This window comes from Delftia sp. ASV31 (assembly GCF_016428765.1).
Lineage (GTDB): Bacteria > Pseudomonadota > Gammaproteobacteria > Burkholderiales > Burkholderiaceae_C > Comamonas > Comamonas acidovorans.
Genome location: NZ_JAELTK010000007.1, coordinates 1 through 25,489, shown reverse-complemented (window position 1 = coordinate 25,489; position 25,489 = coordinate 1). Strand labels below are relative to the sequence as shown.

Here is a 25,489-nt window from a genome sequence, read left to right as displayed (position 1 = left end):
CCCTTGTTTTTTCAGCGCTGAGCCCTCAGCGCAGCGCAAACCCCAGCGCCACGCCCGCGAACAGGCTGGCACCGATCCAGTGGCTCTTGCTGAACGCCACGAAGCAGCCCTCGCGCGTGCGGTGGCGGATCAGGGTGAAGTGCCAGATCACCTGGGCCGCGGCCACGGCCAGGCCCAGCCAGAAAGGCCAGGCCAGGCCATAGGGCGCCAGCGCCCAGACGGTGAGCAGGCCGCAGAGCACGAAAAAGCCCATGACGGCCACCACGTCGAAGCGGCCCAGGGTGATGGCCGAGGTCTTCATGCCGATCCTGAGGTCGTCGTCGCGGTCCACCATGGCGTATTCGGTGTCATAGGCCAGCACCAGGAACATGTTGGCGAGCCACAGAATCCAGGCCGTGGCCGGCACCTGGCCCTGCACGGCGGCGAAGGCGATGACGATGCCGAAGTTGAAGGCAATGCCCAGGAAGGCCTGGGGCATGGCGAAGAAGCGTTTGGTGAACGGGTAGAGGATGGTGAACAGCACGGCGGGCACGGACCAGGCCACGGCCTCCCAGCGCGTGGTCAGCACCAGGCCCAGCGAGACCAGGGCCAGGGCCGCGCCCAGCAGCGCGGCCTCCTTGACCGAGACCTGCCCCGAGGTGATGGGCCGCTGCGTGGTGCGCTTGACGTGGCGGTCGAAATCGCGGTCGGCGATGTCGTTGATGCAGCAGCCGGCGCTGCGCATCAGCACCGTGCCCAGCACGAAGACCACCAGCAGATGCCAGCCCGGAAACCCGCCCGCTGCCACCCACAGTGCGGCCAGCGTGGGCCAGACCAGGACCAGCCAGCCGGCCGGCCGGTTGAAGCGGACCAGGTCCAGATAGAGCGACAGTTTGCTGCGCCGGGGCGCAGGCATGGGCGTGGAGGAGGTGGTGGGCATGGCGTCTGGGCGCCGATGGCGGCCGTGGGCCGACCATCGCACGCATCACATTCGAAAATGCCCGCATTGTCGCCGCTGGACGGGCGGGCTCGGCGGCGCGCCTCAGCAGCGCCTGCCGGCAACGCGGGTTTGCGCCCACTCCACGGCACAGATCACCAGCGCCATCCAGGCCAAGCCCAGCAGCCAGCCGGCCAGCACATCGCTGGCATAGTGCACGCGCAGCACCACGCGGCTGGCGCCCACGCCCAGGGCGACAGCCAGGGCCGCCAGGCCCACGGGCCAGCGCCAGGCCGGGCGCAGGTACGGCAGCAGCAGCCAGGCCAGCATCAGATAGAGCACGAAGGTGCCCGCACTGTGGCCGCTGGGGAAACTGAAGCCGCCTTCAGGCACCCAGCCACCCACGGGGCGCGGACGGCCCACGCTGGTCTTGATGGCGCGTATCCACAGGCCCACGCCAGCCGTGGCCACCACCCAGGCGGCCGCATGCAGCCAGTCGCGCCGCCACAGCAGCAGCGCCAGCACGGCGGCCGACAGCGACACCATCCAGGCCACATTGCCCAGTTGGGTGAAGGCGACCACGGGGCGCACCCAGGCATCGGTGGCATGGCCGGCCAGCCACAGGTGCAGGGCCTCGTCGAGCACCGGCCAGTCGGTGCAGGTGGCGCAGCCTGCGGGCTGGGCCAGGCCCAGCATGTCGCGCACCATCACGGCCAGTGCCAGCAAGGCCAGCACGCCGGCGGCAGCCAGGCCCAGCCATGCGGCCCGCGGCATGGGCAGGCCTGCGTGGCGCAGCCGGGCCGTGGCAGGCAGGCGCAGATAGAAAAAAAGGCCGCCCAGGGCGGCCAGTACCAGGCACAGGCCGCCCGTGGCGGCGTGTGCGTCAATCCAGGTCCAGAGCATGCGGTGGCATCACTCCCGGGCCAGGGTGGGTACGCGGGAAGACTGGGGTTTGCGCAGCATCAGTCTTCGAGCAGGGCGCGCAGCATCCAGGCGGTCTGCTCGTGCACGGTCAGGCGCTGGGTCAGCAGGTCGGCCGTGGGTTCGTCGCTGGCCTTGTCGGCCAGGGGGAACAGGCTGCGCGCCGTGCGGGCCACGGCCTCGTGGCCGGCGACCAGGATGCGCACCATCTCCAGGGCCTTGGGCGGGTCGTGGGGCACGTCGGCCAGGCTGGTGAGCTTGCCGAAGTCGGCATAGGAGCCCGGCGCGAAATGGCCCAGCGCACGGATGCGCTCGGCGATGGGGTCGACGGCGTTCCACAGCTCCGTGTACTGCCCCATGAACATGGTGTGCAGCGTGTTGAACATCGGGCCGGTGACGTTCCAGTGGAAATTGTGCGTGGTCAGATACAGCGTGTAGGTGTCGGCCAGCAGGGCCGACAGGCCCTTGGCGATGGCCGCACGGTCCTTGTCGCTGATGCCGATATGGATGGCGGAGGAGCGCACGGACGCCGGTGCCACGTCGGCCAGTGCGGCCTTTGCAGGCTGCACTGCCTTGTCCGCCTTGTCGGCCTGCACGGCCTCTGGCTTCTTTGCACCGGACTTGTCTTTGCTGGCATTTTTGGCCATGGGATCCCTTTCAGCTTCGTACAAACGGAAGATGCTCCCGGCAGGTCGCCCGGGAGCCAGTTGCAACGATAACGCAAGCGCAGCGGCCCCACAGGCCCGGAGCGCGCGCCGGTGCGGTCATCAGGATAGGCGTTTGACGCCGGGCAAGGCGCAGGCGTAGACCGCGTTGCGCAGGGCGGCGATGGCCTCGTAGCGCGTGAAGCTGCGGCGCCAGGCCAGGACCACGCGGCGTGTCGGCGGAGGCGAGCCGTCGTCCTCGAGGATGGGCAGGTAGCGGATGTGCGGCTCGTCGGTCTTGCGACGGCGCGCCGTGGTCTCCAGCGCATCGGCGGGCACGGACAGGCGCGGCACCAGGGTCACGCCCATGCCGGCGGCCACCATGTGCTTGATGGTCTCCAGCGACGAGCCTTCGAAGGTGCGGCGAATGCCTTCGGCATTGCTGGCATAGCGTGCGAACTCGGGGCAGACCTGGAGCACATGGTCGCGGAAGCAGTGGCCCGAGCCCAGCAGCAGCATGGTCTCGTTCTTGAGATCGCTGGTGGAGACATGGTCCTTCTGGGCCAGCGCATGGGTGCTGGGAACGGCGGCCATGAAGGGCTCGTCGTACAGCGGCGCCAGCGCCAGGCCGGTGTCGGGGAAGGGCTCGGCGACGATGGCGCAGTCGATCTCGCCGGTGCGCAGCATCTCCAGCAGCTTGATGGTGTAGTTCTCCTGCAGCATCAGCGGCATCTGCGGCGTGCGCATGATGGAGTTGCGCACCAGGTCCGGCAGCAGGTAGGGGCCGATGGTGTAGATCACACCCAGGGTGAGCACGCCGGACAGCGGGTCCTTGCCGCGCTTGGCGATTTCCTTGATCTCGGCGGCCTGCTCCAGCACGCTTTGCGCCTGACGGATGATCTCCTCGCCCAGCGACGTGACCGACACTTCGCCGGCACTGCGCTCGAAGAGCTTGACATCGAGCTCCTCCTCCAGCTTCTTGATCGCCACGGACAACGTGGGCTGGGACACATAACAGGCTTCGGCGGCGCGGCCAAAATGCTTTTCACGTGCCACGGCCACGATGTATTTGAGTTCGGTAAGTGTCATTGGCGAGCTGTGTCTGGGAGGGAGCCTCGGAAAATACGATGGTCTTACACCAAGAACCTGTGCCGGAACCTTTGTGCAATCAGGCCTTGCGGCCGGCTTGCCGGGGTGCTCCCCTCAAAAGTTCCTGCACAGGTTCTAGGATTTGTCCTAATTCGATTGTGCCAGTCCTCGTCCGCGCATGACCACTGCGCGCTCCCCGACCCGCCGGCTTTTTGTATTTATCCACCTAGTGCAACGGCCGGCGCATCCGGTCGCGTTGCTGCATGAGCTGGTCCATGCCTATCAATGCAGCCAAGCCTATGGCCACGATCACGGTAAAGACCGGAAGGTCCAGGGCGCTGATCACGGCAAAGCCTTGCGGCCTAGCATAACGCTGTGCCTCTGAAATGCATACGAAGTCCGCTGCGGCCATGCCGGTGTAGTGCATGGAACAGACCGCCGCGCCCATGACGGCGGCGGCCAGCGCACGCATGCCCGGCGAGCTGGTGCGAAACGAGAGCCACAGCGCGGCGCTGGCCGCGGCCACGGCGATGCCCACGGACAGCAGCACGGTGGGAACGGACCAGACGATGAAGCCCGGAAAGCGCATGCCATACATGCCCAGGTAATGCATGAAGGCCACGCCCAGGCCCAGCAGGGTGCCCGCGCCCAGCACGCGCGCCCCGCTTTCGGGCCGCCGCGCGACAAAGGCCAGCGCCACCGAGGTGGCGGCAACGGCGGCGCACAGGGACGCCAGGGTTTCGACCATGGAGTAGCCCGAACCCATGCCCAGGTTCAGCGCCAGCATGCCCGTGAAATGCATGGACCACACGCCGATGCCGCCCAGCGCCGTGCCCGCCGCCAGCAGGTTCAGCCAGCTGAGGCCCTCGCGTCCCCGGATGCGCTGCGCCGCAGTCAGGGCCACGAAGGAGCCCAATACGGCAATGCCATAGGACAGGGCCACCAGGCCCATGCGCCAGGAGGTCTCGACGATCTCATTCGCTTGAACGGCTTCATTCATGTTGGCAGCTCCTCATTCGCAGAAAAATGGGACAACACAAGAGTGATCGCGGCCGTCCTCCCCGTGGGGGAGGCTTGGCAGGCCATCCCCTCCCGGATGGAGCTACCCTGTTTTTTGTGACTCAATGTACCAAAAGGTCACAAATATTCAATGCCGTAACGGGACGGTGCTGTCACCGCCAGGACGGCGTGAAGCGCTCCATTTCGATGGCTACAACGCGCGTGGAAACCATGTCTGGCGCGGGCTGCAGGCCTGCGGAAGATGACATTGCCAGGCAGCGCCTGGACACGTAAAAATACGTAACACAACCACCCGGCAGGAATGGAACGGGCCGATCAGGCCTTGAGGAATTCGGCCTTGCCGCCCAGCCAGCGGCCCACATGGCGCTGGGCCAGTTGCGGGTGCTGCTCCAGCATGCGCGGCGCCAGCTCGCGGGCCCAGTCAAGCAGCATGAGGTCCTGCTCCAGATCGGCGAAGCGCAGCATGGGAGCGCCGGACTGGCGCGCGCCCAGGAATTCGCCGGGGCCGCGGATCTCCAGGTCGCGCCGCGCGATCTCGAAGCCGTCGTTGGTCTCGGCCATGGCGCGCAGCCGGTCCTTGGCCGTCTCGCCCAGGCGCCCACTGTCTCCCACCGAATACAGCAGCACGCAGGCCGAGGCCGCCGCACCCCGCCCCACGCGCCCGCGCAGCTGGTGCAGCTGCGACAGGCCGAAGCGCTCCGCATGCTCGATGACCATGAGCGAGGCGTTGGGCACGTCCACGCCCACTTCGATCACCGTGGTGGAGACCAGCACGCCCATGACCCCGGCGGAGAACAGTTCCATCACGGCCTTCTTCTCGGCCGTGGGCATGCGCGAGTGCAGCAGGCCGACCATGACGTCGGGCAGCATCTCGCTCAGATAGGCATGGGTGGCCGTGGCGTTGGACAGGTCCAGCGCCTCGCTTTCCTCGATCAGCGGGCAGACCCAGTAGACCTGGCGCCCTTCCGCGACCTGGGCGCCTATGCGCTCGATGACCTCGTCCTTGCGGCTGTCGGCAATGAGCTTGGTGACGATGGGCGTGCGGCCCGGCGGCAGCTCATCGATCGTGGACACATCCAGGTCGGCGTAGTAGCTCATGGCCAGGGTGCGCGGGATGGGCGTGGCGCTCATCATCAGCAGATGGGGCTCCATGCCCGAGGCCGCGAGCTTCTGGCGCAGCGCCAGCCGCTGGGCCACGCCGAAGCGGTGCTGCTCGTCGATGACGGCCAGCGCCAGGTTCTTGAACTGCACCTGGTCCTGGATGACGGCATGCGTGCCCACGACCAGGGCCGCCTCGCCGCTGTGGACCAGCTCCAGCATGGCGGTGCGTTCCTTCTTCTTCTGCGCGCCGGCCAGCCAGGCCACGCGCTTGCCCAGCGGGGCCAGCAGCGGCTCCAGCCAGCCGACCAGCTTGCCGAAATGCTGCTCGGCCAGGATTTCGGTGGGCGCCATCAGCGCGCACTGCCAGCCGGCCTCGATGCAGGCCACGGCCGACAGCGCCGCCACCACGGTCTTGCCCGATCCCACATCGCCCTGCAGCAGCCGGTGCATGGGCATGCGGCGCTCCATGTCGGCAAGGATCTCGGCCACCACGCGCTGCTGGGCGCCGGTCAGGCCAAAGGGCAATTGGTCCAGGAACTGGCGCGCCAGGCCCTGGGCGCTGTCCATGGGCTGGGCGCGCAGCACGGGTGCCCTGAGCCGCGCGCGTTCGCGCTTGGCCTCGTATTGGGACAGTTGCTGGGCCAGCAGCTCCTCGGCCTTCAGGCGCTGCCAGGCCGGGTGCGAATGGTCTTCCAGCGTGGCCAGGGCCACATCGGGCGTGGGGTGGTGCAGGAACTGCAGCGCATCGCGCAGGCTGAACAGCGGCGGCAGCCCGCCGTTGCCATGGAACTGCGCCACGGGCGGATGCTCGCCCTGGGGCAGCGTATCGGAGAGATCGGCGCGCAGCATGGCCGTGGCTGCCGCGCGGCGGATGTAGGCCTGGGGCAGGCCCGCCACCGTGGGATAGACGGGCGTGAGCGCCGTGGGCAGTTCGCCGCCCGCCGCGCGAAACGCCGGGTGCAGCATCTGCCGGCCCCAGAAGCCGCCCTTGACCTCGCCGCGGATGCGCAGCCGCGCGCCCACGGACAGGGTCTTCTGGTGCGAGGGGTAGAAGCTGAAGAAGGTCAGCACGCACTCGGCCGTGCCATCGTCCACCGTGACCTTGAGCATACGGCGCGGGCGCAGTTGCACCTCGCTGTGGGTCACCGTGGCCTCGATCTGCACCGTATCGCCCTCGCGGGCATTGCGCAGCGCGGTGATGCGCGTCTCGTCCTCATAGCGCAGCGGCAGATGCAGGGCCAGATCGATGTCGCGCACCAGGCCCATCTTCTGCAGCGCCTTCTGCGCGGCGCTGGCTGCGGGCTTGGCGGGCGCTGCGGGCTTGTCTCCTGCCTTGTCTCCTGCCTTGCCCGCTGCCTTGCCGCCCTTGCCTGCGGCTTTTCCCTTGCCGGCACGCGCGGCCTTGCCGCCGGGGGCGTCGCGCCCCAGATCTGGGAAGGCAGAGGAGACGTTCAAGGGCATGGGCTATCCTGTTTCAGAGCATGCGCATGGGCATGGGCGGGCATGCAGCATAGTGTATGAATATACAGGTGTAGGCAACACGCCACGTTCATGCCGGATGCCCTTGCCCAAAGCACCCTTGAGGCCCCGGGTCTCTGGGGAAGCCGCTACCATGCACGCTGACGTTACGTAGTGTTACCCCGCCACCGAATGCCATGTTGAAGCGTATCAATGTCCAGCATGTCACTCTGGGCATGTTCCTGCACGAGTTCTGCGGCTCCTGGATGGAGCATCCTTTTTGGCGAACCCGTTTCCTGCTCCGCTCCGAGGCCGACCTCCAGCGCCTTCGTTCCACCTCCATCCAGGAGGTCTGGATCGACGTGCGCAAGGGCCTGGACGTAGGTGTCCAGGTGCCTTGCCTGCGCTTTGACCCGCAGGACGAGCTTCGCCACCAGATCCCGGACAGCGCCCGCCCTGTCTCCGAGCAGAGCACGGCCCCCATTTCCACCGCCACCGAGCTGCGCCGCGCCGCCCAGACCTGCGTGCAGGCCAGGCAATTGCTCAACCGCCTGTTCAGCGACGCGCGGCTGGGCCGGCCCGTGGACGCCACGGCCGCCGGGCAGCTGGTGGACGATGTGACGGCCTCCGTGGCGCGCAATCCCCATGCCCTGATCGGCCTGGCACGGCTGAAGACGGCCGACGACTACACCTACATGCACAGCCTGGCCGTGTGCGCGCTGATGGTGGCGCTGGCCAAGCGCATGGGCCTGGACGACCACAGCCTGCGCAAGGCCGGCATGGCCGGTCTCATGCACGACCTGGGCAAGACCGCGATTCCGGTCGCCGTGCTCAACAAGCCCGGGCCGCTGGACGATGCGGAATGGGCGCTGATGCGCGCCCACCCACGCCATGGCGAGCAGCTGCTGCGCCCGCTGGGCCTGGACGACGAGGTCATCGATGCCTGCCTGCACCACCACGAAAAGGTGGACGGCAGCGGCTACCCCGACGGACTGCAGCAGGGCGACATCGGCCTGCTGGCGCGCATGACGGCGATCTGCGATGTCTACGACGCCATCACCTCGGACCGGCCCTACAAGAAGGGCTGGCCGCCCTCGGAGGCGCTGCGGCGCATGGCCGAGTGGAGCCCCCGCCATTTCGACAAGCGGCTGTTCGAGCAGTTCGTGCAGACCGTGGGCATCTATCCGCTGGGCTCGCTGGTGCGCCTGCATTCGCAGCGCCTGGCCGTCGTGGTCGATGCCTCGCCGGGCAGCCTGCTGGCGCCGCGCGTCAAGGTGTTCTATTCGCTGCGCCAGGCCTGCCGCATCACGCCCGAGATCGAGGACCTGTCCGAAAGCCAGGGCAACGACCGCATCATCGCGCGCGAGGACCCGGCGAACTGGGACTTCCCGGATCTGGAGACGCTGTGGCTGGAGTTCGAGCGCCAGCCCCAGACACAGGCCCAGATGGCCAAGTGACCGCCGCGAAATTCCGGGGATGACCCCAGGGTTTGCGACAATGGCGGACTTCCGTTCAACGAACTTGGAACGGGCCCTGTCCGGCCCTCAAGCACTGCATGTCCTCCCTGTCCCGTGTGTTTTCGCTCAGCGATTTCGACTTCGAGCTTCCTGAGAACCTGATCGCCCAGCATCCTGCCGCCCAGCGCAGCGCCTCGCGCCTGCTCGACGGCCGCGACGATGCCACCCCGCCCACCGACCGCATCTTCCACGAGCTGCCCGACCTGCTGCAGCCCGGCGACCTGCTGGTGTTCAACGACACGCGCGTGCTCAAGGCGCGCATCTTCGGCGAGAAGGCCAGCGGCGGCCGGCTGGAGCTGCTGGTCGAGCGCGTGCTCGAGGGCAACGATGTCGTGGCCCACATGCGCGTCAGCAAGAAGCCCCTGCCCGGCTCGCGCATCCACCTGTGCGGCGGCAAGAACCGCGGCGGCTTCGACGCCGTGCTGCGCGGCCGCTGGCCCGACGAGAACGGCCCGCTGTTCCACCTGAGCTTCGAAGGCCCGCGCGGCGAGACGCCGCACGAACTGATGGAGCGCTTCGGCCACCTGCCGCTGCCGCCCTATATCGAGCGCCACCAGGACACCGGCAACGACCCCGACGCCGCCGAAGACAGCGAGCGCTACCAGACCGTCTTCGCGGCCCGCCCCGGCGCCGTGGCCGCGCCCACGGCCGCCCTGCACTTTGACGACGCCGTGCTGGCCCGCCTGGCCGAGCGCGGCATCGAGCGCGCCAGCGTCACGCTGCACGTGGGCGCCGGCACCTTCCAGCCCGTGAAGACCGAGAACCTGGCCAACCACCAGATGCACAGCGAGTGGTACGAGATCCCGCTGGCCACGCTGGCTGCGCTGGAACGCTGCCGCCAGCGCGGTGGCCGCGTCGTCGCCGTGGGCACGACCACGGTGCGCACGCTGGAGTCCTGGGCCCAGACGGGCCAGTTCTCCGGCGACACACGCATCTTCATCACGCCCGGCTTCGAGTACCAGGTGGTCGATCTGCTGATCACCAACTTCCACCTGCCCAAGAGCACGCTGATGATGCTGGTCAGCGCCTTCGCGGGCTACGAGCAGGTGATGGCGCTGTACCGCCATGCGATTGCGCAGGAGTACCGCTTCTTCAGCTATGGCGATTCCATGCTGTTGAAGAAGAAAAGCACCCCCTGAGTCGCTTCGCGCCTTCCCCCCGTTGCACGGCGCCTCTCTACTCGCTTCGCGAGGGAGGGGGGCATACGGGCAGCAGGCGACACCCTCGCTGCGGGGCGGCGCGGCCGGCTTAGGCCCTTGCTTGGTGTCCCTCGCCTCAGGCCGCGCCAGGTTCAAGCGCCAAGCCCGAAACACCGCATGTTCAACCAAAGTAATGGCAGAGCCTGCGGCCCTTGACCTCGTGCACGCTGACGGGGATGCCGTAGAGGCTGCTGAGGACCTCGTCCTGCACGACCTCGGCCGGCGTGCCCGCCACGGCCAGGCGGCCGTCCTTGAGCGCGATGATGTGGTCGGCGTAGCACGAGGCGAAGTTGATGTCGTGCAGCACCATGACCACGGTCTTGCCGCGCTCGGTGACGGCGCGGCGCAGCAGGCCCATCATGCTGACGGCGTGGGCCATGTCCAGGTTGTTCAGCGGCTCGTCCAGCAGGATGAAGGGCGTGTCCTGGCACAGCACCATGGCGATGTAGGCGCGCTGGCGCTGGCCGCCTGACAGCTCGTCGAGAAAGCGCTCGGCCAGCGGCGTGAGCTGCAGGTACTCCATCGCCTCGTCCACATGGCGCAGGTCTTCGGGGCCCAGCCGGCCCTTGCTGTGCGGAAAGCGGCCAAAGCCCACCAGGTCGCGCACCGTCAGGCGCAGCGTGCTCTGGTTGTCCTGGCGCAGGATGGCCATGATGCGCGCCAGCGCCTCGGTGGGCGTGGTGGCCACGTCGAGGCCGGCCACCCGCACCTTGCCCGCCGTGATGGGCATGAGGCGGCTGACCAGGGACAGCAGCGTGGACTTGCCCGCACCGTTGGGCCCGATGATGGCCGTCAGCGTCCGCTCGGGCACATCGAAATTGAGCTCCTGCAGCACTGCCGTGCCGCCATGGCGCTTGAGCAGATCACGCACCTCGATCATTGGGTCCCCTTGCGCATGAGCAGCACGATGAAGACGATTCCACCCAGGAACTCCACCACGATGCTCAGCACGGTATTGAATTGAAAAAGCTGCTCCAGCAGCACCTGCCCGCCCATGAGCAGCACGCAGCCCCAGAGCACGGCCGCAGGCAGCACCCAGGCATGGCGGCGCGTGCCCATGGCGTGATAAGCCATGTTGCTGACCAGCAGGCCGAAGAAGATCACCGGGCCGACCAGGGCCGTGGACACGGCCACCATGCAGGCCACCACGGCGAGCAGCCGCAGCACGCGGCCCTCGTAGTCCAGGCCCAGGCTGACGGCGGCATCGCGCCCCAGCGAGATCACGTCCAGCACGCGGCGCTGGCGCCAGATCCAGGCGCTGCCCAGGGCGATCAGCAGCAGCGACGGCAGCAGCAGCTGCAGGTTCACCGCGTTGAAGTTGGCGAACATGCGGTCCTGCAGCGCCGTGAACTCATTGGGATCGAGCACGCGCATTGCCAGCCCGGCCAGGCTGCGAAAGAAGATGCCGCCCACCATGCCCACCAGCAGCATCAGGTGCAGGCTGCTGGCATGGCCCACGAACAGCCAGCGCATCAGCAGCACGCTGAAGCCCATCATCAGCACGATGTTGAGCGCATAGCGCCCGACCTCGCCCATGGCGGACACGCCCGCCGCGCCCAGCATCAGCACCATGGACGCCTGCACGAACAGGTACAGCGCATCCAGCCCCATGACGGAAGGCGTGAGGATGGTGTTGTGCGACACGGTCTGGAACACCACGGTGGACAGGCCGATGGCACAGGCCACCAGCGCCATGGTCAGCACCTTGGCGCCCCGGTGCTCCAGCACGAAGGCCCAGTCGGTCTTGACGCCCACGGTCATGAAGGCCAGCAGGCACAGCAGGGCCAGCGCGCCCAGCAGCGCCAGGCGCGCGCCATGGCCCCAGCTGCGCGCTGCAGGCTGATCGGAAGCCACGGATTGCGGCAGGCTGCTCATGCACGGTCCTTGCGGCGGCGCAGGATCAGCGCCAGGAACAGGGCACTGCCCAGCACGCCCAGCACGGTGCCCACGGGGATTTCATAGGGAGCGATCAGCAGCCGCCCGACCAGGTCGCACAGCACGGTCAGGCCCGCGCCGATCAGCGCCACCCACAGCACGCTGCGGCGCACGTTGTCGCCCAGGACCAGGCGCACCACGTTGGGCACGATCAAGCCCACGAAGGGCAGGCTGCCGGCCGTGACCACCACGGCCGAAGTGGCCACGGCCACCACCACCAGCCCCTGCCAGACCAGGCGCCGGTAGTTCAGGCCCAGGTTGGTGGCAAAGCTCTCGCCCAAGCCCGCCACGGTGAAGCGGTCGGCCGCCAGGCAGGCCAGGGCCGTGACGCCCAGCGACAGCCACAGCAACTCGTAGCGGCCTTGGACCACCAGCGAGAAATCGCCGTTGGACCAGGACTTGAGCGCCTGCATCATGTCGAATTGCAGCGCCAGAAAGCTGGCGGCTGCCTCCAGCACGCCGGCCAGCACCAGGCCGACCAGGGGCACCATCCACGACGAGCGCAGCCGGATGCGCGAGAGCACGGCCAGGAACAGCGCCGTACCCAGCAGCGCCGCCACGGCCGAAATCCCCATCTTGGCCATCACCGGCCAATGCGGCACCCAGAGGAACGCGGCCAGCATGCCCAGGCTGGCCGACTCCACCGTGCCCACGGTGGAGGGCTCCACGAAGTGGTTGCGCGCCAGCATCTGCATGAGCAGTCCGCAGACCGCCATCGATGCGCCGGCCAGCACCAGGGCCAGCGTGCGCGGCACGCGGCTGTACACCAGCACCTGGCTGGCCAGGTCGTCCTCGCTGCGCGACCACAGCACGCTCCAGTGCATGTCGCCCGCGCCCACCATCAGGCTGGCCAGCGACAGCGCCAGCAACAGGCTCAGCGCGAAAAGCCAGGCAAGGGCCTGGCGAGAGGGGCGTGACATGGGCGCGGCGTGCGCGGTGGCGACAGGCGGGCTCAACGCTTTGAGGTCATGCGCGGGCAAAGGCATCCGACAGTTGCTGGATATTGGCCTTCAGCGCGCCCGGCCCGGCGTTGGACAGGGTGTACCAGTTGGCTGCGTTCAGATAGACCACCTGCTTGCCGCGCCAGGCCTTGGTGGCACGCACCAGCGGGTTGTCCAGCAGTTGCTGGGCGGTCTTGCCATCCTGGCCGATGGCCACGTCGCGGTCGATGACGAACAGCCAGTCGGGATTGGTCTTGAGCAGGAACTCGAAGGAGACCACCTGCCCATGGCGCGCCACCGTGAGGTTGTCGATGGCCGGCTTCACGCCGAACACATCGTGCAGCATGCCGAAGCGCGAGCCCGGACCGTAGGCACTGAGCTTGCCGCCCGAGGTCAGCAGCACCAGCCCCTTGCCCGCGTTCTGCGCCTTGCCATGCAGCGCGGCGATGGCCTGCTCAACGGCCCGGACCTCGGCCTCGGCCTTGTCCTGCAGGCCGTAGACGGCGCCCAGCGTGCGGATGTTGCGGTAGATGTCGGCCATCTGGTGCTGGTCGCTGACACTGAGGTCCAGCACGGGGGCGAAGCGCGACAGCTCCTTGTACTTGGCCTCGGAGCGGCCGCCCACGATGATGAGGTCGGGCGACAGCGCCTTGATGGATTCGTAGTCAGGCTCGAACAGGCTGCCGATGCGTGCGTATTTCGCATCGGCATAGCGGGCCAGCAGCGGCGGCATCTTGAACTCGGGCACTCCCCGCACCTCGCCGCCCAGCGCCTGCAGCGTGTCCAGCGCCGCCAGCTCGAACACCAGCACGCGCACGGGCTTGAAGGGCACCTGGACCTCGCCCTTGGCATGCGGCACGGTCACGGTCTTGCCAGCCGCTGCCGTCTGGGCATGGGACATCTGCGCCGCCAGCGGCAGCGTGACCAGCACGCCCAGGCCCTGGCCCATCTTCGCCAGGATCCGGCGACGGGAATGATTTGCATTCATGGTGTTCATCTTTACAGTGATTGCTGTATTGACAGGAAGTTCAAACATTGGCCTTTGCGACATCAGGGAAGTGCCGACGTGCCGTCGGGCATGCGCTCGCAGGCCGGCAGGCCCTGGGCAAAGCGCCCAGGGTTGAGCAGGGCCACCAGGCCGCAGGCCAGCGAGCCCTGCCACTGCAGGTAGTCATGGCTGGTCTCGTGCTCGGCCTGGGTGACCTCGTAGCCCCTGGCGCGCAGCACATCGGCCAGGTGGCGGTTGGTTTCCAGGATGCCGTCCTGCCCGCCGCGTGCGCGCTCGTAGCGGCCCGCATCCAGATAAAAGCGCACGGGCTGGCGTGGCTCCTGGGCATAGCGGCGCTGCACCCAGCCCGGCACCTCGCCGGCCGGCGACCACCAGAACGATCCCGACATGCTCAGCACGTTGCCGAACCAGCGCGCATTGACCAGACCCGCATAGGCCGAGGCCAGGCCGCCAAAGCTGGAGCCACCGATCACCGTGCGCGCCGCCGGCTGGCCCAGGCCCTGTTCACCCACCCAGGGCATCAGTTCCTCATCCAGAAAGCGTGCGAAGGCAGTGTTGGGCGGCAACTCCTTGCCGCGCGCCTGCGGGCTGGCGTTGTCCACCAGCACCACGGCCGTGGGCGGGATCAGGCCGTCGGCCATGAGGTTGTCGATAAGGGTGGGCGTGGACACCTGCTTCGCATAGGCGTTGCCGTCGAACAGCACCAGAAGCGCCTCGGGCGCCTGGCCGCCCGCCGGGCGGTAGGTCCAGACATCACGGCTGTTGCCCAGCACGCGGCTGGACAGGCGGTGCTGCACCAGAGCCCCCTGGGCCACGCCCGCGCGCGGCGCCACCCAGGGCTGGGGCGGAGCCTTGGGCAGCTCCAGCACGGAGGCGCCCTGGAAGGCGTCGATGAAGCCGCCCTGAGGCGACTTTGGCGGCTGCGGAAACACCTTGGGATTGAGCGGATCGCGCTGCGCCGTGGCCAGCAGGGCGCGGCGCTGCTCCATGGCCGAGCCTGCGATCAGCGGCACATCGGGCGCCAGGCGGTAACTGAGCCGCGCGTTGTCGGCCATGCGGAAGCTGGCCCACCAGACATCGCTGCCGTCGAGGTGCTGCAAGGGATCGTGATTGCCGGCCGGGCTGCCGAACAGGCGAACCCCCTGCATGCCGGCGCGCGGCTGGCCACGCCACAGGAAGGTGACCAGGGACTGGCCGCCGGGCAGCGGCTCCACCATCGGCGTGCCCTCCTCCTGCACGCGCCGCCAGAAGGCTTCTGCCGCCACGCCCGAACCCGCGCCGCGCTGGATGGCCTGGGCCAGGGCCTGCAGGCGTGGGCTTTCCAGCGCAGGCCGCTCCAGGGCCTGCACAGCCTTGGCGCCCAACGGCGCAAGACTGGAGGTCAAACGCAGCGCAAAGCGGCCGGCTGCGGATTTCACCTCGCCGGCCATCAGCGCGTCCGTTGCGATGTGGCGCGCCACCAGCCTTTGCCTGCCGGCTCCCTCCGTGACCCACATCAGCGACTGCGCGCCGCCATCGGGCCGCGCCAGGCGGCGCAGGTGCCGGCCCTGGGCATCCTCCAGGTCCAGGGCCACGCCCTGCCCTTCGAATTCACCCTGGACCACGTGGCCGGCTGGCAGATCGACGCGCCAGGACTCGCGCCCACCGGCAGCCAGGACCCCTGTGGCCGCCTGGCCCGGCGCCAGCGTGCCCGGCCGTGCGGCCAGGGCCTGCCGCGATGCGGCTGCCGCCATGTCTTCACCGGCATGGACGGCTGCGCCCAACAGGCACAGCAGCGAGGCGGCCACGCACAGGCCTTGTCGTGCAGCTTGCGCCATGGCGTCAGAAGTCCACCGTGGCCGAGACACGCACCGTGCGCGGGCCGCCCGTGGTGGCGAAGTTGTCGTTGAAGCTGCCGGCCCAGTAGGACTTGTCGAACAGGTTCTCCACCGTGGCGCGGAAGGTGACGGGTTTGGCCGCGATGCGGGTGGCATAGCGCGCGCCCACGTCCACGCGGGTCCAGCTGGGCATCTTCAGCGTGTTGGCCGAATTCACCCACTGGGCGCCCGTGTAGATCAGGCGACCGGTGAGCGTGGCGCCCGGGAGCGCGGGCACGTCCCATTCGCCGCCCAGGTTGGCCGTCCAGCGCGGCACGCCGTAGACGCCGAAGCCATCGCGCGCGCCGCCCTGAGTCTTGCTCTGGATGGCCTGGGTGTAGGCCAGGCCGCCCAGCACGCGCGTGCCGCGCAGCGGCTCGCCGAACACATTCCACTCCAGGCCCCGGTTGCGCTGCTCGCCATCCATCAGCAGGCGGTTGGTCGCGGTCTCCACCACGGACGAGGGCCGCTCGATCTGGAACAGCGAGACCGTCTGCGTGAAATCACCCGTGCGCCACTTGGCGCCGATCTCGAACTGCTTGGTCTTGTAGGGCGCGAACACTTCGCCGGCATTGGCATAGGTGGCGCCGACGATGGAGCCCGCGCTCAGGCCCTGCACATGGTTGGCGTACAGCGAGACCGCATCGCCCCAGGGCTTGACCACCAGGCCCAGCGCGGGCGAGACGGCCTGCTCGTTGTAGCCCGCCATCTTCTGGTTCACGCGCTGCAGGCGTGCGCCCACGGTCAGTTGCACGGCATCGCCCCCCCAGCTCAGCGTGTCGGCCAGGGCCAGGCTGCTGAGCACATCGTCGCGCTCCTGCTTGATGGCGCCGTAGGGGCCGGCCAGCGTGATGGGCGCGGGGTTGTAGATGTTGGTGATGTAGCTGGCGCTGGTGGCCACGGCCGCGCGTCCGCCCTTCTGGTTCATCCAGTTCAGGGAGGCCACCAGCAGGTGGTTCACGCCGCCCGTGCGCAGGCGCCCGCGCACGCCGAACTCGGCCGCGGTGCTGTCGGTATAGCCGTACTGGTTGTAGGTCTGGCCCACGGCCGAGCCGTCGCCCTGGGCGCGCAGCACCACGCGCGTGCCGTTGAGCATGCCGTCGTAGGCATGCTGCGCCGTGCCTGCGGAGCCGAACAGCGTCCAGTCCGCGCCCAGGTCCACCGAGCCGCGCAGCATCAGCGCATCGCTTTGCTGCTTGGCGTGTATGCCGGGAAACAGGTTGGTCGTGGCGTCGGGCGCCGCGATGACCTGCTTGAGGTTCTGCATGCTGACCATCATCGGGCTGCCATCGCGGATGGTGGAGCGGTAGCTGTAGGCATCCAGCCCCAGCGTGAAACCGTCGCCCTGGTAGTCCAGCGCCAGCGCGCCCAGGCCATGGCGGCGGTTCTGGCCGTCGATCTCGGTGTCGCCGCTCGAGGTGCTGCCGTTGACGCGTATGCCCAGGCGGCGCTCGGGGCCGAAGCGGCGCGAGACATCGGCCTGCAGGCCCAGCTGCGAGCCGCTGCTGAACATGGTGGTCACGCGCGTGAGATCCTGGGCCAGCGGGCGCTTGGTCACCAGGTTGATGGTGCCGCCCACGGCGCCGCCGGGCGTCATGCCGCTCATCAGCGCACCGGGGCCCTTGAGCACCTCCACGCGCTCGATCATCTCGACGGGCACGTGGCCGTCGGGCGCCAGGCCATACAGGCCGTTGAAGCCCAGCTCCGAGGCATTCACCCCCAGGCCTCGGATGGTGAAGTTCTCGTAGGCATGGCCGGTGTTGGTGGTGAAGCGCACCGAAGGATCGTTTTCCAGCACCGACATCAGCGTGGCCGCGTTCTGGTTGGCAATGCCTTCGGCCGTGTAGGAGGTGATGTTGAACGGCGTGTCCATCACATCGCGCTGGCCCAGCACGCCCAGGCCCGCACCCTTGGCCACCTGGCCGCCCGGGGCCACCGTGGGAAGGGTCTGGGGATCGGTGGTGCCCCGCACCGTGACCTCGCCCAGCTCGGCGTCAGCGGCCCAGGCGCCCGCGGGCAGCGCCGCGGCGGCCACCATGGCGCAGACACGGGCGATGGTGCCCAGGCGGTGGAGCGTGCAAACAGGGGGGCAAACAGGGGTGAAGGGGCTGACGGCGCCTGCGCGCGGCAGGCCGATGCGGGTACGGGAAGACATCCGGGAGGGCTTTCGAGACGGAAGGAAATGCGCCGCATCCAGCCCGGAGCCACTCGGACACACTCGGACACAGGCCGGATACGGCATCTGCCCGAATTATAGAAAATGAGAATTATTCTTATTAAGAAAGCAGCAACAACGCACCGCGCGCAAACATGGGCGCACGGCCAGCAAACAATCGCGTTGAAAACAGTGGGGGCCAGGCAACAGGCGGCCCGGCCTCGGCGACGCCAGAGGTCGCTAGAAGGTGTCGCCGCGCTCCATGGCGCGGCGGTGGCGCTGCACGAATTCCTGGTAGGTGTCGATGCCGCGCAGCTGCAAGATGGCATTGCGCACGGCGGCCTCGACCAGCACGGCGATGTTGCGGCCCGCCACCACCTGGATCACCACCTTGCGCACGGGCACGCCGAGCACATCCTGCGTCAGCGGCTCGGCCGGCAGGCGCTCGTACTCGCGCTCCATGGTTTCCTTGCGCACCAGGTGCACGATGAGCTTGAGGCGCATCTTGCGGCGCACGGCCGTCTCGCCAAAGATGGCGCGGATGTCCAGCAGGCCGATGCCGCGCACCTCCAGCAGGTTCTGCAGCAGCTCGGGGCACTTGCCCTCGATCGTGGTCTGGTTGATGCGATACAGGTCCACGGCATCGTCGGCCACCAGGCCGTTGCCGCGCGTCACCAGTTCCAGCCCCAGCTCGCTCTTGCCCAGGCCCGACTCGCCCGTGATCAGCACCCCCATGCCCAGGATGTCCATGAACACGCCGTGCATGGTGGTGCGGTCGGCGAAATGCTTGGCCAGGTAGGCGCGCAGCACATCGATCACGAAGGCCGACTGCTCGCGCGTGGAGAACATGGGAATGTGGGCGCGCTCGCACATGGACAGCAGCGCCTCGGGCGCCGTCTGCCCGTCGGCCAGCACCAGCACGGGCGGCTCCAGCGTGACGATGCGTGCCACGCGGCGCTGGCAATCCTGCGGCGTGGCATTGCTCAGATAGGCGATCTCGCGCTCGCCCAGCACCTGCAGCCGGTAGGGATGGATGTAGTTCAGGTAGCCGACGAGGTCCGCGCCGGAGCGCGCCGAGCGCACGGCCATCTCGTCGAAACGGCGCTCCGAAGCTCCCAGGCCCGCCACCCACTCCCAGCGCAGGCTGGAGCGGAACTCCTCGAACAGGACATCGGCGCTGATGGCACTGGGTCTCATGGCAAGGCCCGTGAAAAGGGGAAGGAAAAAGTCTGGAAGACTAGACCAGGGGCGCAGCGGAGGACTGCCAGCCGGCAATCATTCCATGCAGCCGGGCCGCATCGGCGCAGGACTTCAGGCGCTCGCGCAGCTGGCTGTCGCTGAGAAGCTCGGCGATTTCGGACAGGATTTCCAGATGCTTCTGAGTGGCCGCTTCGGGCACCAGCAGAAAGATCAGCAGGCCCACGGGCTGCTCATCGGGGGCATCGAAACCAATGGGATTGTCCAGTTGGAACACAGCCGCCATGGGAGCGGTCAGGCCCTTGATGCGCCCATGGGGAATGGCCACGCCGTGGCCAAGCCCCGTCGAGCCCAGGCGTTCGCGTGCAAACAGGCTGTCGGTGATGAGTGCGCGGGACAGGCCATGCAGGCTCTCGAAGAGCAGACCTGCTTCTTCGAAAGCGCGCTTTTTGCTGGTGACGTCGACGCTCACGAGCACTTGAGCGGCGGGCAGGATGGAGGCAAGACGGTTCATGGTTCGGGAAACAATTATGCACCGCAGTGCCGGAAACCGTGGGGAAACCCTGACCCCCATCAAAAACCGCCCCGAAGGGCGGTGGTCGTGCGTGGCTCATCAGCCACATAAGCGCAGGTATTGTAAGCGCCCGCACAGGGCTGGCGCCTTACCTGTCACCCGACTGACGCCAAGGTCAGCCCAGCATCATCGAGTCGCTTGGCCGAACCATAGCGGCTGCCCTGCTGGCGGGTCTTGTAGCGCACCACCACGCGGTCCAGCTTGTCAGCCAGCGCATCGACGGCGGCGTAGAGATCGAAGTGAGAGGTCCCGACAAAAAGATCCTGGCCCTTGACGCGCAGCGTGCAACCGGCACGTTGGCGCTTTTCCTTCTCCTTTTGGTTATGAACGGTCAGCAAGACCTTTACATCCACCACCTGGTCAAAGTGTCGAAGAATGCGTTCGAGCTTGGCCATGACGTAACTGCGCAGCGAGGGAGTGACCTCCAGGTGATGCCCACTAATCGTCAGATTCATATCTAAACACTCCTTGCTCTGGATGAAAACAGCCCGGTCCACCGGGAGACGATCCGCAGGGACAGGTGCTTGCAGGCCGGAATGCGCATTCGTTTGCTTGCGAATCCACTATGCGCCGGGGTCTGCCCAAAAGCAACGCCGCAAGCCGATAGCGCAGGACGGTGCAGGGCCTTGGAGGCGGGTTTTGCGCGCCATGCAATTGGGCGCACAATCGGCGGGTTTGCCAGGCTGCGCCCCTGGGGTGGGGCTTGCCAAGGGCCGCCCGTCACCGTGAGGCGCCGTTGGTTAGAATCGCGCTCCTGCGCGTGCCGCTTGCAGCCATCCGGCCGCTGCAGCCTCTTTGCCAGATTGCCCCTTGCCTCACATGACCACCCAGTCCCGCCCCTCCGCCCTGCACACTTCCAACATTGCCTCGCTGCCGCTGCTCGCGCGCGGCAAGGTGCGCGACAACTATGCCGTGGGCGATGACCGCATCCTGATGGTGGCCTCGGACCGCCTGTCGGCCTTCGACGTGATCATGGGCGAGCCCATCCCCGGCAAGGGCGAGCTGCTGACGCAAATGGCGCTGTTCTGGTTCGACAAGCTCGGCCACATCTGCCCCAACCACTTGACCGGCGAAGCGCCCGAGTCCGTGGTCACGCCCGCCGAAGTGCCCCAGGTCACGGGCCGCTCCATGCTGGTCAAGCGCCTCAAGCCCGTGCTGATCGAGGCCGTGGTGCGCGGCTACCTGGCCGGCAGCGGCTGGAAGGAATACCAGGAATCGCGCTCGGTCTGCGGCGTGCCCCTGCCCGAAGGCCTGACCAACGCCGCCAAGCTGCCCGAGCCCATCTACACCCCGGCCGCCAAGGCCGAGATGGGCGACCATGACGAGAACATCACCTACGAGCGCACGGTGGAGATGGTCGGCGAGAAGCTGGCCTCCCAGATCCGCGATACGGCCATCCGCATCTACAAGGAAGCCGCCGCCATCGCCCTCGAAAAGGGCATGATCATTGCCGACACCAAGTTCGAATTCGGCCTGGACGAGAACGGCGAACTCGTGCTGATGGACGAAGTCCTCACGCCCGACAGCTCGCGCTACTGGCCCGTGGAAGGCTATGCCCAGGCCCTGGCCAATGGCGAGAACCCGCCCAGCTATGACAAGCAGTTCGTGCGCGACTGGCTGGAGCAGGCCCAGGTCAACGGCAAGCCCTGGGACAAGAGCGCCCCGGCCCCGCGCCTGCCCCAGGAAGTGACCGAGAAGACGGCCGCCAAGTACCGCGAAGCCCTGCAGCGCCTGACGGCCTGACGGCCCGCCATAGCCCGGCCCCGCGCGCCTTTCCCCGCAAAAGAGAGCTTCGGCTCTCTTTTTCGTTGCGGGCCTGCGTTTTTGCAGCCGGTCATGCCTGCGTCACCGACGCTGCCACAATGCTCGCTTCCTCTGACTTTTTCTGAAGGAGCAAGCACATGGCTGGCAAGAAGATTCTGATGATCTGCGGCGACTACTGCGAGGACTACGAAACCATGGTCCCCTTCCAGGCCCTGCAGGCCGTGGGACACACGGTGCATGCGGTCTGCCCCGACAAGAAGGCCGGGGAACACATCAAGACGGCCATCCATGATTTCGAGGGCGCGCAGACCTACAGCGAAAAACCCGGCCACAACTTCACGCTCAACGCCAGCTTCGCCGACATCAAGCCCGAGCAGTACGACGCCCTGGTGATCCCCGGCGGACGCGGCCCCGAGTACCTTCGCAACTACGACGCCGTGCGCGCCGCCGTGCGCCACTTCTTCGACAACAACAAGCCCGTGGCCGCCGTCTGCCATGGCGCCCAGCTGCTGGCCGGAGCCGGCGTGCTCAAGGGCCGCACCTGCTCGGCCTACCCGGCCTGCAGTGCCGAGGTCGAGCTGGCCGGCGGCACCTACGCCGACATCGGCGTGGACCAGGCGCATACCGAAGGCAACCTGGTCAGCGCCCCCGCCTGGCCCGCACACCCGGCCTGGATCGCCCAGTTCCTGACGCTCCTGGGCACGCGCATCAGCCACGGCTGAGCACGCAGCGGCCGTTGGCGCCGGGCGGCTCAACCGCCCCAGCGCACCAGCACGATGCCGCCGAACACCAGGGCCGAGGCCAGCATGCGCACGCGGCCCAGGCGCTCGCGCATCAGCCAGGCGGCAATCCAGCCCGCAAACAGCACGCTGCTTTCACGCAGCGCAGACACCAGCCCCATGGGCGCCTGCGACAGCGCCCAGGTCGCCATCCAGCTGGCACTCAGCTGCATGGCGGCGGCCAGGGCGCACAGGCGCCAGGTGCGTGCATCGGCACGCAGCACGGCGGGGCCGCGCCGCCAGGCGACGATCAGCACCGTGGCCAGGCCATCGCCCAGCGTGAGCAGGGCCGCATAGAGCAGCGCGGAGCCGGATGCGCGCGCACCCAGCCCGTCGATGACCGTGTAGCAGGCAATCATGGCGCCCGTGGCCAGCGCATAGCCGCTGCCGCCATAACCGCTGGCCGCGCCGCTGCGCACCGACAGCGCCAGCACGCCCAGCGACAGGCACAGCACGCCGGCCAGCCCGGCCGCGCCCGGCCACTCACCGGCCAGCAGCGCCGCGCCCAGCGTGACGAACAGTGGCGCACTGCCCCGCGCCACCGGGTAGACCACGCCGAACTCGCCATGCTGGTAGGCGCGCGGCAGCACGAAGTGGTAGACGGTGTGCACGGCCACCGAGGCCGCCAGCCACCACCACACCGATGCGTCCCACAACCCCGCCGCGCGCCAGTCCAGCCAGGGCAGCACCAGCAGCGACCACAGGCTGGCCAGCCCCGTGGTCAGCGCCATGGCGACCATCTTGTCGCCGCCCAGCTTGATGGCGCTGTTCCATCCCGCATTCATCAGCGCGGCCCCCAGGGCCGCGGCCAGCACCGCATTGCTCAATTCCATTCCATGGCCTCGTTCTTGATACGGGACGGGATGATGGATTCACACCCAGATTAGATAAAGTCGAATCTTCGGAACCTCATCTTCAGGAAACCTGATGCGACGCCTGAACCTTGACCAGCTCCAGACCCTGGTGGCCGTGGCCGACCTGGGCACGCTGGCTGCCGCCGCCCAGGCCCTTCACCTGTCGCCGCCCGCCGTCAGCCTGCACATCCAGGAGCTGGAAGCGCGCCTGGACACACCGCTGCTGGTGCGCGGCAAGCGCCAGGCGCAGCTGACGCCCGCAGGCGCTCTGCTGGCCGAAGGCGGACGCCGCCTGCTGGCCGATAGCGAATCCCTGCTGCGCCAGGTCCGCAAGCGTGCCGAGGGCTTTGGCGCCAGCGTGCGCATAGGCGTCTCGGCCGGCGTCAGCCCCTTGCTTTTGCCCGAACTGCTGCAATGGCTGGCCGAGCACGCGCCCGGCGTGGAACTGCGCCTGGAAGTCGTGAGTTCCGCCCAGGCCATGCAGCGCCTGGCGACTGGCCACCTGGACCTGGCCCTGGTCGGGCTGCCCCAGCCCGTGCCTTCCGGCCTGGAAATGCGCGCCTGGCGCAACGACCCCATGGAGCTGTTTGCCCCGCCGCAGATGCCGCTGCCCGACCAGATCACGCCCGAATGGCTCAACGCCCAGCCCTGGATAGGCTTTGCCGCCGGCACCCAGATGCACCGCCTGCTGTCCCAATGGTTCGCCCAGGCCGGCCTGCTTCCCCAGCCGCGCATGGAAATGAGCTTTCCCGAGGGCATACGCGCCCTGGTCGCCGCAGGCCACGGCCCCACCGTCCTGCCGCGCGAGGAGCCCATGGACGCCGTCAGCCGCACGCTGCAGCAGCGCGGACTCAGCCCCGCCCTGACACGCCCGCTGGGACTGGCCTGCCGCAGCGCCGCGCAACAAGACCCGGCCGTGCAGGCCGTGGTGCGCGGGTTGATGCGATTTGCCGACCCCGTACGGCAGTAAGCGCTACAGCCCGGCCTCCCGCAGCACCCACGCATGCAGCGCCTCGATGGCCGGCTGGCCCTGGCTGCGTTGGGGGTAGAGCAGATGGTAGGCGTAGGCCGGGCCCAGGCCCACGGCGATGTCGAACAGGCGCACCAGGCGGCCACGGGCCAGGTCTTCGGCCACCAGGTCCTGCTCGACCAGGCCCACGGCGCCGCCGTCCAGCACGGCCTGCACCACGTGGCTGGAGTCGGTGAAGGCGATGCAGCGGCCTACGTCCAGGCCCTCCACGCCGGCCGCCGCCATCCACATCGGCCAGTTCGGCCAGACCTGGCCGTCCACCCTGCAATCGACATGGCACAGCGTGTGCGCCAGCAGGTCAACGGGCCGGGCCAGCGGCGGGCCGGACTGCAGCAGGGCCGGGCTGCAGACGGGGATCACCCTGGCATCGAACAGGCGCACCGCCAGGGTGTGCGGATCACGGCCGGTGCCGAAGCGGATGGCGGCGTCGATGTCATCGGCGTCGAAGTCGCGCACCTCGTCGCAGATGTCGAAGCTCAGTTCGATCTGCGGATGCGCAGCGCGAAAGCGCGGCAGCCGGGGCAGCAGCCACTGCGTGGCAAAGCGCGCGCCCAGCGACAGGCGCAGCCGCGTCTCGCCCCGGGCCAGCTGGCGCGCCCGGCCCGTGGCGCGCCGCAGCAGGCCCAGCGCCTCGGCCGTGGCCTCCAGCAGCACGCTGCCTGCGGGCGTGAGCTGCATGCTGCGGCTGTTGCGCGTGAAGAGGACGAGGCCCAGCTGTTCCTCCATCTCCTTGATCTGGTGGCTGACCGCCGCCGGGGTCAGCCCCAGTTCGTCGGCCGCGCGCGTGAAGTTCAGGTGGCGCCCTGCAGCCTCGAAGCTGCGCAGGGCGCGCGTGCCGGGTGGAAGCTGGCGCATGGATCTTCAAATTTTTCTTGATGAAGCGCCGAATACTACTTGCTTCCTCTTTTGGGACCGCCATCGAACAATCAAGAAAACTTGATGGATGAACCCATGGAAACCGCCTCTTTCTTCACCAGCCTTATCGATGGGCGGCCCGCTACGGCGGCCGAACTCGCCGCCCTGGCCTTTGCCGGCCATGCCCATTTCACGGCCATGCAGGTGCGCGGCGGCCGGCTGCGCGGGCTGGACCTGCATCTGCAGCGCCTGCGCCAGGCCTCGCTGGAGCTGTACGGCCAGGCCTTGTCCGATGACCATGTCCAGGCACAGCTGCGGGCGGCGCTTGCCGACGGCCCGCAGGATGTGTCGCTGACCGCCACGGTGTACTCGCCTGCCGGGGAATTCACGGCCGCCGATGCGCGGCCGCGCATGCTGGTGCGCAGCTCGGCACCCGCCTCGGGCCCCGCCGGGCCCTTGAGCCTGGCGCTGTTCGAGCATGAGCGCATGCTGCCCCACCTCAAGCATGTGGGCGAGGTGGCCAAGACGCATCTGCTGCGCCGCGCCGTGGCCCAGGGCTTTGACGACGCCGCCTTCGCCGACCGCCACGGCCGCATTGGCGAGGCCACCATCTGGAACCTGGCCTTCTGGGATGGAGACGCCGTGGTCTGGCCGCGCGCCCAGGTGCTTCCGGGC

23 protein-coding genes are annotated in these 25,489 nt (G+C 68.2%); 6 read left to right on the top strand and 17 right to left on the bottom strand.

The features are described 5' to 3' along the window. Positions 1-25: 25 nt before the first annotated feature. From ubiA to recG, 6 genes are all read right to left on the bottom strand, one after another. Complete coding sequence (ubiA, locus tag JHD82_RS04175; RefSeq protein WP_043783182.1) at positions 26-895, bottom strand: 4-hydroxybenzoate octaprenyltransferase; 870 nt, start codon at positions 893-895, stop codon at positions 26-28. Positions 896-1,021: 126 nt separating this feature from the next. Next, positions 1,022-1,819, bottom strand: a complete 798-nt coding sequence (locus JHD82_RS04170) for a phosphatase PAP2 family protein (protein ID WP_012202947.1) — start codon at positions 1,817-1,819, stop codon at positions 1,022-1,024. A 59-nt stretch (positions 1,820-1,878) separates the two neighbouring features. Next, a complete protein-coding gene (locus JHD82_RS04165) occupies positions 1,879-2,484 on the bottom strand; it encodes a Dps family protein (protein WP_043822499.1) in 606 nt (201 codons plus the stop codon). A 120-nt stretch (positions 2,485-2,604) separates the two neighbouring features. Beyond that, entirely contained in the window at positions 2,605-3,570 is a 966-nt protein-coding gene (locus JHD82_RS04160; RefSeq protein WP_012202945.1) for a LysR substrate-binding domain-containing protein, read from the bottom strand. A 226-nt stretch (positions 3,571-3,796) separates the two neighbouring features. Then, complete coding sequence (locus JHD82_RS04155; protein ID WP_012202944.1) at positions 3,797-4,570, bottom strand: MHYT domain-containing protein; 774 nt, start codon at positions 4,568-4,570, stop codon at positions 3,797-3,799. Positions 4,571-4,905: 335 nt separating this feature from the next. After that, on the bottom strand, positions 4,906-7,152 hold the full coding sequence (gene recG, locus JHD82_RS04150) for an ATP-dependent DNA helicase RecG (RefSeq protein WP_199135519.1): 2,247 nt from the start codon (positions 7,150-7,152) through the stop codon (positions 4,906-4,908). A 194-nt stretch (positions 7,153-7,346) separates the two neighbouring features. Between recG and JHD82_RS04145 the strand changes: the two genes are divergently transcribed. Beyond that, on the top strand, positions 7,347-8,606 hold the full coding sequence (locus tag JHD82_RS04145) for an HD-GYP domain-containing protein (protein ID WP_199135518.1): 1,260 nt from the start codon (positions 7,347-7,349) through the stop codon (positions 8,604-8,606). 98 nt (positions 8,607-8,704) lie between these two features. Continuing rightward, a complete protein-coding gene (gene queA, locus JHD82_RS04140) occupies positions 8,705-9,805 on the top strand; it encodes a tRNA preQ1(34) S-adenosylmethionine ribosyltransferase-isomerase QueA (protein ID WP_199135517.1) in 1,101 nt (366 codons plus the stop codon). 181 nt (positions 9,806-9,986) lie between these two features. Here the strand turns inward: queA and JHD82_RS04135 are convergent, their stop codons facing one another. The 9 genes from JHD82_RS04135 to hpf all read right to left on the bottom strand — a co-directional run bounded on the left by JHD82_RS04135 (position 9,987) and on the right by hpf (position 19,987). Continuing rightward, positions 9,987-10,745 carry an ABC transporter ATP-binding protein gene (locus JHD82_RS04135; RefSeq protein ID WP_199135516.1) on the bottom strand — a complete coding sequence of 253 codons (759 nt, stop codon included), beginning with the start codon at positions 10,743-10,745 and terminating at the stop codon, positions 9,987-9,989. Beyond that, positions 10,742-11,740, bottom strand: a complete 999-nt coding sequence (locus tag JHD82_RS04130) for an iron chelate uptake ABC transporter family permease subunit (protein ID WP_199135515.1) — start codon at positions 11,738-11,740, stop codon at positions 10,742-10,744. The genes JHD82_RS04135 and JHD82_RS04130 overlap by 4 nt, the downstream gene beginning before the upstream one ends. Continuing rightward, entirely contained in the window at positions 11,737-12,720 is a 984-nt protein-coding gene (locus JHD82_RS04125) for an ABC transporter permease (RefSeq protein WP_199135514.1), read from the bottom strand. Before JHD82_RS04125 ends, JHD82_RS04130 begins: the two co-directional genes overlap by 4 nt. Before the next feature lie 46 nt (positions 12,721-12,766). Further along, the gene (locus tag JHD82_RS04120) at positions 12,767-13,777 is read right to left on the bottom strand and encodes a siderophore ABC transporter substrate-binding protein (RefSeq protein WP_199135513.1); all 1,011 of its coding nucleotides are present in this window, start codon (positions 13,775-13,777) and stop codon (positions 12,767-12,769) included. Between the two features lie 14 nt (positions 13,778-13,791). Next, a complete protein-coding gene (locus JHD82_RS04115) occupies positions 13,792-15,567 on the bottom strand; it encodes an enterochelin esterase domain-containing protein (RefSeq protein ID WP_199135512.1) in 1,776 nt (591 codons plus the stop codon). A 4-nt stretch (positions 15,568-15,571) separates the two neighbouring features. Then, a complete protein-coding gene (locus tag JHD82_RS04110; protein WP_199135511.1) occupies positions 15,572-17,761 on the bottom strand; it encodes a TonB-dependent siderophore receptor in 2,190 nt (729 codons plus the stop codon). Between the two features lie 240 nt (positions 17,762-18,001). After that, the gene (hprK, locus tag JHD82_RS04105; protein ID WP_012202934.1) at positions 18,002-18,958 is read right to left on the bottom strand and encodes an HPr(Ser) kinase/phosphatase; all 957 of its coding nucleotides are present in this window, start codon (positions 18,956-18,958) and stop codon (positions 18,002-18,004) included. A gap of 40 nt (positions 18,959-18,998) precedes the next feature. Next, the gene (locus JHD82_RS04100) at positions 18,999-19,472 is read right to left on the bottom strand and encodes a PTS sugar transporter subunit IIA (protein WP_013804474.1); all 474 of its coding nucleotides are present in this window, start codon (positions 19,470-19,472) and stop codon (positions 18,999-19,001) included. A gap of 155 nt (positions 19,473-19,627) precedes the next feature. Next, positions 19,628-19,987, bottom strand: coding sequence for a ribosome hibernation-promoting factor, HPF/YfiA family (gene hpf / locus JHD82_RS04095; protein WP_199135510.1), 360 nt, complete (start codon positions 19,985-19,987; stop codon positions 19,628-19,630). A gap of 364 nt (positions 19,988-20,351) precedes the next feature. Here hpf and JHD82_RS04090 point away from each other — a divergent pair, with 364 nt between their 5' ends. Both JHD82_RS04090 and JHD82_RS04085 read left to right on the top strand, forming a co-directional pair. Continuing rightward, on the top strand, positions 20,352-21,275 hold the full coding sequence (locus JHD82_RS04090; protein WP_088165862.1) for a phosphoribosylaminoimidazolesuccinocarboxamide synthase: 924 nt from the start codon (positions 20,352-20,354) through the stop codon (positions 21,273-21,275). Positions 21,276-21,433: 158 nt separating this feature from the next. Continuing rightward, positions 21,434-22,018 carry a DJ-1/PfpI family protein gene (locus JHD82_RS04085; protein WP_199135509.1) on the top strand — a complete coding sequence of 195 codons (585 nt, stop codon included), beginning with the start codon at positions 21,434-21,436 and terminating at the stop codon, positions 22,016-22,018. A 29-nt stretch (positions 22,019-22,047) separates the two neighbouring features. Here the strand turns inward: JHD82_RS04085 and JHD82_RS04080 are convergent, their stop codons facing one another. Beyond that, the gene (locus JHD82_RS04080; protein ID WP_199135508.1) at positions 22,048-22,908 is read right to left on the bottom strand and encodes a DMT family transporter; all 861 of its coding nucleotides are present in this window, start codon (positions 22,906-22,908) and stop codon (positions 22,048-22,050) included. 94 nt (positions 22,909-23,002) lie between these two features. On the opposite strand from JHD82_RS04080, the gene JHD82_RS04075 reads away from it, so the two are divergent. Beyond that, positions 23,003-23,899, top strand: a complete 897-nt coding sequence (locus JHD82_RS04075) for a LysR family transcriptional regulator (RefSeq protein ID WP_199135507.1) — start codon at positions 23,003-23,005, stop codon at positions 23,897-23,899. A gap of 3 nt (positions 23,900-23,902) precedes the next feature. Here JHD82_RS04075 and JHD82_RS04070 read toward each other — a convergent pair whose 3' ends face one another. Then, positions 23,903-24,814 carry a LysR substrate-binding domain-containing protein gene (locus tag JHD82_RS04070; protein WP_199135506.1) on the bottom strand — a complete coding sequence of 304 codons (912 nt, stop codon included), beginning with the start codon at positions 24,812-24,814 and terminating at the stop codon, positions 23,903-23,905. 96 nt (positions 24,815-24,910) lie between these two features. Between JHD82_RS04070 and JHD82_RS04065 the strand changes: the two genes are divergently transcribed. Then, on the top strand, positions 24,911-25,489 hold a 579-nt coding region (locus JHD82_RS04065), incomplete at its 3' end, for an aminotransferase class IV (protein WP_199135505.1).

What these genes read in the sequence shown, in the direction of transcription:
- JHD82_RS04130 (WP_199135515.1), bottom strand. Translation starts at nt 11,740, where the DNA reads ATGAGCAGCCTGCCGCAATCCGTGGCTTCCGATCAGCCTGCAGCGCGC.
- JHD82_RS04135 (WP_199135516.1), bottom strand. Translation starts at nt 10,745, where the DNA reads ATGATCGAGGTGCGTGATCTGCTCAAGCGCCATGGCGGCACGGCAGTG.
- hpf (WP_199135510.1), bottom strand. Translation starts at nt 19,987, where the DNA reads ATGAATCTGACGATTAGTGGGCATCACCTGGAGGTCACTCCCTCGCTG.
- JHD82_RS04090 (WP_088165862.1), top strand. Translation starts at nt 20,352, where the DNA reads ATGACCACCCAGTCCCGCCCCTCCGCCCTGCACACTTCCAACATTGCC.
- JHD82_RS04070 (WP_199135506.1), bottom strand. Translation starts at nt 24,814, where the DNA reads ATGCGCCAGCTTCCACCCGGCACGCGCGCCCTGCGCAGCTTCGAGGCT.
- JHD82_RS04080 (WP_199135508.1), bottom strand. Translation starts at nt 22,908, where the DNA reads ATGGAATTGAGCAATGCGGTGCTGGCCGCGGCCCTGGGGGCCGCGCTG.
- JHD82_RS04110 (WP_199135511.1), bottom strand. Translation starts at nt 17,761, where the DNA reads ATGTCTTCCCGTACCCGCATCGGCCTGCCGCGCGCAGGCGCCGTCAGC.
- ubiA (WP_043783182.1), bottom strand. Translation starts at nt 895, where the DNA reads ATGCCTGCGCCCCGGCGCAGCAAACTGTCGCTCTATCTGGACCTGGTC.
- JHD82_RS04125 (WP_199135514.1), bottom strand. Translation starts at nt 12,720, where the DNA reads ATGTCACGCCCCTCTCGCCAGGCCCTTGCCTGGCTTTTCGCGCTGAGC.
- queA (WP_199135517.1), top strand. Translation starts at nt 8,705, where the DNA reads ATGTCCTCCCTGTCCCGTGTGTTTTCGCTCAGCGATTTCGACTTCGAG.
- JHD82_RS04155 (WP_012202944.1), bottom strand. Translation starts at nt 4,570, where the DNA reads ATGAATGAAGCCGTTCAAGCGAATGAGATCGTCGAGACCTCCTGGCGC.
- JHD82_RS04075 (WP_199135507.1), top strand. Translation starts at nt 23,003, where the DNA reads ATGCGACGCCTGAACCTTGACCAGCTCCAGACCCTGGTGGCCGTGGCC.
- JHD82_RS04165 (WP_043822499.1), bottom strand. Translation starts at nt 2,484, where the DNA reads ATGGCCAAAAATGCCAGCAAAGACAAGTCCGGTGCAAAGAAGCCAGAG.
- JHD82_RS04120 (WP_199135513.1), bottom strand. Translation starts at nt 13,777, where the DNA reads ATGTTTGAACTTCCTGTCAATACAGCAATCACTGTAAAGATGAACACC.
- JHD82_RS04160 (WP_012202945.1), bottom strand. Translation starts at nt 3,570, where the DNA reads ATGACACTTACCGAACTCAAATACATCGTGGCCGTGGCACGTGAAAAG.
- JHD82_RS04170 (WP_012202947.1), bottom strand. Translation starts at nt 1,819, where the DNA reads ATGCTCTGGACCTGGATTGACGCACACGCCGCCACGGGCGGCCTGTGC.
- JHD82_RS04100 (WP_013804474.1), bottom strand. Translation starts at nt 19,472, where the DNA reads ATGAACCGTCTTGCCTCCATCCTGCCCGCCGCTCAAGTGCTCGTGAGC.
- hprK (WP_012202934.1), bottom strand. Translation starts at nt 18,958, where the DNA reads ATGAGACCCAGTGCCATCAGCGCCGATGTCCTGTTCGAGGAGTTCCGC.
- recG (WP_199135519.1), bottom strand. Translation starts at nt 7,152, where the DNA reads ATGCCCTTGAACGTCTCCTCTGCCTTCCCAGATCTGGGGCGCGACGCC.
- JHD82_RS04115 (WP_199135512.1), bottom strand. Translation starts at nt 15,567, where the DNA reads ATGGCGCAAGCTGCACGACAAGGCCTGTGCGTGGCCGCCTCGCTGCTG.
- JHD82_RS04085 (WP_199135509.1), top strand. Translation starts at nt 21,434, where the DNA reads ATGGCTGGCAAGAAGATTCTGATGATCTGCGGCGACTACTGCGAGGAC.
- JHD82_RS04145 (WP_199135518.1), top strand. Translation starts at nt 7,347, where the DNA reads ATGTTGAAGCGTATCAATGTCCAGCATGTCACTCTGGGCATGTTCCTG.